The organism is Candidatus Krumholzibacteriia bacterium (assembly GCA_035268685.1).
Lineage (GTDB): Bacteria > Krumholzibacteriota > Krumholzibacteriia > JAJRXK01 > JAJRXK01 > JAJRXK01.
Map to the genome: position 1 here is coordinate 1 of DATFKK010000060.1, position 5,232 is coordinate 5,232.

General features: G+C 66.8%; 3 protein-coding genes. 1 reads left to right on the forward strand and 2 read right to left on the reverse strand.

The genetic code is table 11. From position 1 onward, the window contains the following. Window positions 1–2,669, forward strand: a 2,669-nt coding sequence (locus VKA86_06195) for an efflux RND transporter permease subunit (protein ID HKK70789.1), incomplete at its 5' end; no start/stop codon positions are given. Between the two features lie 44 nt (window positions 2,670–2,713). Here the strand turns inward: VKA86_06195 and VKA86_06200 are convergent. Beyond that, window positions 2,714–4,495, reverse strand: coding sequence for a hypothetical protein (locus VKA86_06200; GenBank protein ID HKK70790.1), 1,782 nt, complete (start codon window positions 4,493–4,495; stop codon window positions 2,714–2,716). Between the two features lie 10 nt (window positions 4,496–4,505). After that, window positions 4,506–5,232: hypothetical protein (locus tag VKA86_06205; GenBank protein ID HKK70791.1), on the reverse strand; the 727-nt coding region annotated here is incomplete at its 5' end.

The following is a 5,232-nucleotide window of genomic DNA, read 5'->3' on the forward strand; positions in this document are numbered from 1 at the left end:
GCGTGTTGACCAAGGGCGGCGTCGAGGTGGTCGGCGGCGTGGTCGTGGTCCGCTACGGCGAGAACCCCATGGCCACGATCGAGCGCGTGAAGGAACGGATCGCCTCGATCGCCAGCGGACTGCCGACCAAGATCCTGCCCGACGGCACCGAGAGTCAGGTGACGATCGTGCCGTTCTACGACCGTTCGGGGCTGATCCAGGAGACCCTGGGCACGCTGAACTCGGCGATCGGCCAACAGATCCTGATCACGATCATCGTCGTGGTACTCATGGTGGGACGCTTGCGCGGCAGTCTGATCATCAGTTCCATGCTGCCGCTCGCGGTGCTGATCACCTTCTTCGCCATGAAGCAGTTCGGGGTCGACGCGAACATCGTCGCCCTGTCGGGGATCGCCATCGCCATCGGCACGATCGTCGACATCGGCATCGTGCTGGTCGAGAACGTACTGCGCGCGCTCGACGAGGCCGATCCCGACGAACCCCGCCTGCAGGTGGTGCACCGCGCCGCCAGCGAGGTCGGCGGCGCGGTGCTCACGGCCGTGGCCACCACCGTCGTCAGTTTCCTGCCCGTGTTCACCATGGAAGCGGCCGAGGGCAAGCTCTTCGAGCCCTTGGCCTGGACCAAGACCTTCGCGCTGATCGCGTCGATCGCCTTGGCGTTGACCCTGGTGCCCGCCGTGTCGCACCTGGTCCTGCGACGGCGCCGTCCGCGCCCCACCGCCTCCGGCTGGCGCCGGTGGATCCCCTACCTTCCGCACGTGGTGGTCGTGGCCGTGGTCCTGGGTGTTCTGGCCGACGCCTGGTCGCCCGTCGGTCCGGCCAGCGGCTGGATCGCCAACGCGGTGTTCATCGTGCTGGTCACCGCCGTCGCCCTCGGCGCGTTCGGGCTCGCACGGGTCGTCTTCCCGCCCGCGCTCGCCTGGTCGCTCGACCACAAGATCGTCGCCCTGCTGCCGGCGTTGGCGCTGGTCGTGCTCGGGGCGACGATCTGGCTCGGCTTCGACCGTGTCTTCGGCTGGATCCCCGAGCCGGTGCAACGCACCGGACCCGCGGTGACCCTGGCCCACGCCTTCCCCGGCCTGGGTAGCGAATTCATGCCCACGCTCGACGAGGGCGCCTTCCTGTACATGCCCACCACCATGCCGCACGCCTCGATCGGCGAGGCCACGGAGATCCTGAAGGAGCTCGACCGCCGGATCCTGAGCGTGCCCGAGGTGAAGAGCGCCGTGGGCAAGATCGGACGTGTGGAGAGCCCGCTCGATCCCGCGCCGATCTCCATGATCGAGACCGTGATCGAGTACGAGAACGAGTTCACCACGAACGACGACGGCGAGGTCGTGCGCCAGTGGCGCGACGAGATCCGCAGTCCCCAGGACATCTGGGACGAGATCGTCGCTGCCGCCGCCATGCCCGGCCTGACCAGCGCGCCGAAGCTGCAGCCGATCGAGACGCGGATCGTCATGCTGCAATCGGGCTTCCGCGCCCCGATGGGGGTGAAGGTCTTCGGTCCCGACCTCGAGACGATCGAGGACTTCGCCCTGGACCTCGAGGCGCGGTTGAAGACCGTGCCCTCGGTCCAGCCCGCGGCGGTCTTCGCCGACCGCGTGGTCGGCAAGCCCTACCTCGAGATCGAGATCGATCGCGAACGGATCGCACGCTACGGGATCCGGATCGCCGACGTGCAGGAGGTGATCGAGGTCGCCATCGGCGGCAAGCCGCTGACCATGACCGTCGAGGGCCGTGAGCGCTATCCGGTGCGGGTGCGCTACCAGCGGGAACTGCGCGACGCCCCCGACACCCTCGGCGACATCCTCGTACCCACTCCCGACGGTGCGCAGGTCCCGCTCCGGGAACTCTCCAGGATCGAGTACCGCCGCGGCCCGCAGATGATCAAGAGCGAAGACACCTTCCTGGTGGCCTACGTGTTGTTCGACAAGAAGCCCGGCTTCGCCGAGGTGACCGTCGTCGAGGACGCACGTGACACGCTCGAGGCCGCGATCGCCGCGGGCGACCTCGAAGTCCCCGCCGGTGTGAGCTTCGAGTTCGCCGGGTCCTACGAGAACCAGGTCCGCGCGGCGAAGCGCCTGCGTGTGGTCCTGCCCCTGTCGCTGCTGGTGATCTTCCTCTTGATCTACCTGCAGTTCCGGCGGGTCTCGACCGCGGCCATGATCTTCAGCGGCGTGTTCGTGGCCTGGAGTGGCGGCTTCCTCATGCTCTGGCTGTACGGACAGCCTTGGTTCCTCGACATGTCTCTGCTCGGTGTCGACCTGCGCGAGTTGTTCCAGGTCCGCACCTTCAACCTGAGCGTGGCCGTGTGGGTCGGATTCCTGGCGCTGTTCGGGATCGCGACCGACGACGGCGTGATCATGGCCACGCGCATCCGGCAGACCCTGCAGGAGAACCGGCCCGACTCGATTCCGGCGATCCGTGCGGCGGTGGTCGACGGCGGCCGCCTGCGGATCCGTGCCGCGGTCATGACCAGCGCGACCACCGTGCTGGCCCTGCTGCCGGTGCTCACGAGTACCGGGCGCGGCTCCGACATCATGGTGCCGATGGCGATCCCCGCGTTCGGCGGCATGGTCGTCGCCGCGGTGACCTGGTACGTGGTGCCCATCCTCTACTGCTGGTTCGAGGAGTTCCGGCACCGGCGGGGGACTTCGAATGCGTGAACTGCTCCGCGGTGACGGGCAGACACGCACGGCGCGGCCCGATCTCAGGGTCTCGACACGGAGCGCCAGCGAGCGAGCAGGTGGGCACGGAACGCGAGCGAGTGGTCGGAGGTCGTCAACGACCGCATCTCGGGCTCGTAGAACTTCGTCCGATGGTATCGCCAGGCGTGACGATCGTGCAGCCAGTTGCGGAGCCGCTGCTTGGTCGAGAATCGACTCCGGGGAGGGCTGCTCGACGGGTCGAACGACGTGAGGAGATCCCGGATGCGGTCGAGATCGAGGACCTCGGACACGTGCCCGTGCGGGTCCTCGAGCTCTTCCGTCGTGGACCGGACGCGGTGGGACATGTGCGCGTAGTAGTTGGCGAGGTGGGACGCGTGGTTCCGACCGTAGGAGAACAAGCTCGGATACCGCTTCGCGATCGTCTCCAGGAACAGACTCTTCTGCACGCGGAGGCGCCAGGGGACCCGTGTCCACTGGTCCAGCACGAGTCGCGTCAACAGCGGTCGCCGGACCTCGATGTACTCTTCGTCGTAGTATCCGTGCGAGAAGATGTAGCGGAAGATTCCGCTCATCTGCCACAGCCACTGCTGGCGGTCGGCAGGGTGATCGTTCCGGCACCGGGCCAACGTGGCCTCGATCGCATCGCGGTACAGCACCGTCGCTTCGCCGCGCAGATCAGGTGCGAGACATGAGAGGACGTTGTCGCCCAGTGGCCAGGGGAAGTTCCGGTCGACGACCCCTTCTTCCGTGCTCGTCAGCTCGCCGGTGCCCCAGGTCACGTCGCCCTTCACCATGTAGTCCAGACCGTCGAACTGGTCTTCGGGCAGGCGATGGATCCCGAACACGCCGGGACTGTTCTCCGAGGCGATCTCACTCAGCCAGAGTCCCTCGCGCCAGAGTTCCGACCCGGCTCTCGGTTCACGACGTGAGAAGTAGTAGGGAATCCCGAGATCGTGGGCCATCTTGCGCGCCAGCCAGGTGTCCGCGCCTTTGATGTCGTCGCTCATGCCGTTGGTGATCGCACGGGCCGGCTTCCGGCCACAGGCCAGCCAGGCGCCGAGGACCGAGCGACTGTCCCAACCACCGCTGAGGAACAACCCGCCGCGACCCGCCGACGGCGCGGTCATCAGATCCATCGACTGTTCGATGGCGTCCGCCAGATCGTGGGCGAGATCCTTCGGCTTCGCCGATTCGTCGGCCCGATACTCGAGCTCCCAGTAGTGTTCGAAACGAGGCTTCGGATCGTCCAGATCGATCGTCACGTGCATGGCCGGCTGCAGCAGCGACACGTCTCGAAGGGGCGTGTGCGGTCCCGGGTACTTGCCGATGGCCAGCAAGTGGATCACCGAAACCGGATCGTACGGGTTCTGCGGCAGACCGAAGGGCAAGTACCGCAGGGCCGGCGCGAAGCAGAACCGGCCCTCACTCGCGTGCCAGTAGAGCGGGAGGATCCCGAGGCGGTCGTTGGTGATCCGGAGTTCGCGGCCGACGGGGTCGAGGACCACGAAGAGGAAGGCCCCCTCGGCGTCGCTCCAGACCTGGTCTCCGGATCGGTCGAGAGCCGCGAGCAACGTGGCCGCGTCGTACTGTTCGCGCGAGACGGGATCGTAGCAGTGGCCCTGCAGGACCACCAACCGGCCGCCAGAGGCCACATGGACACTCGTGCCCGTCGGCGAGTGCGTTCGTTCGACCAGACCGAGCTGATGGTCCGGCTCGTCCACGAGCATACGGGCCGTCGTCCGGAAGTGCTCGGTGGGAGGAAACGGTTCGGGAGACGAGAAGGCGCGGTCGCCTCGCGTCACGGCGCCGAAGGGTCCGGGCATCCTGCCTCCCTCAGAGGCTCACGCGGCCGCTCGCGAGCAGCTCGACATTGGTGTTGGAGAAGGTGACGGGACCGATCTCGTCGTCCTGCGGGTGCTCGATCCGCACCGTGGTCAGATCCGGCCCACCCATGACCGGCTTGCCCCCCGTCTGGAACGCGAAGGTATGGGTGTCTTCTTCCCTCGTTCCGACCTGGCGATGGTCTCCGTTGGCGAGAAGGGTCAGCGCGAGAGCGATACTCCCGGTTCCACAGGACGGTTCGATGAATCCGATGCGTACGTTGTGCGGGAAGACCACGCGTGCATCGCCGTGTCCGTCGGTCTCGAAGTCGTAGAGCGAGAAATCCCACGACGTGAGGGCCGTGGCACCCAGGAACCGGTACTGCAACAGAGTGATCAGCTGCGTCGTGGCGCCGTCCATGGTTTCGAAATTGACGTCCGGATGTTTCTCCTGGACCTGCTGCGCGTTCATGACGAGGAAGTGCCCGGCGCGCCAGGCGTGGAGGTTCCCGAGGTTCACCCTCTCGAAGCCGCGAAGCAGGAGGTTCCGCGCGAAGGCCGTGAAGTCGGTCGCCACGTGGTCGAACTTGCCGTCGGTCAGGTTCACGGTGACGTCGACGTCCAGACTGTCGAATTCGACCGTGATGTGCAGCTGACCGTCGCGTTCCTCGGGCGGGAAGATCTCACCGAGAGGGGTCTCGACGAGAGCACGGCCGATGACCTGCGTGAAGCCGCCGCAC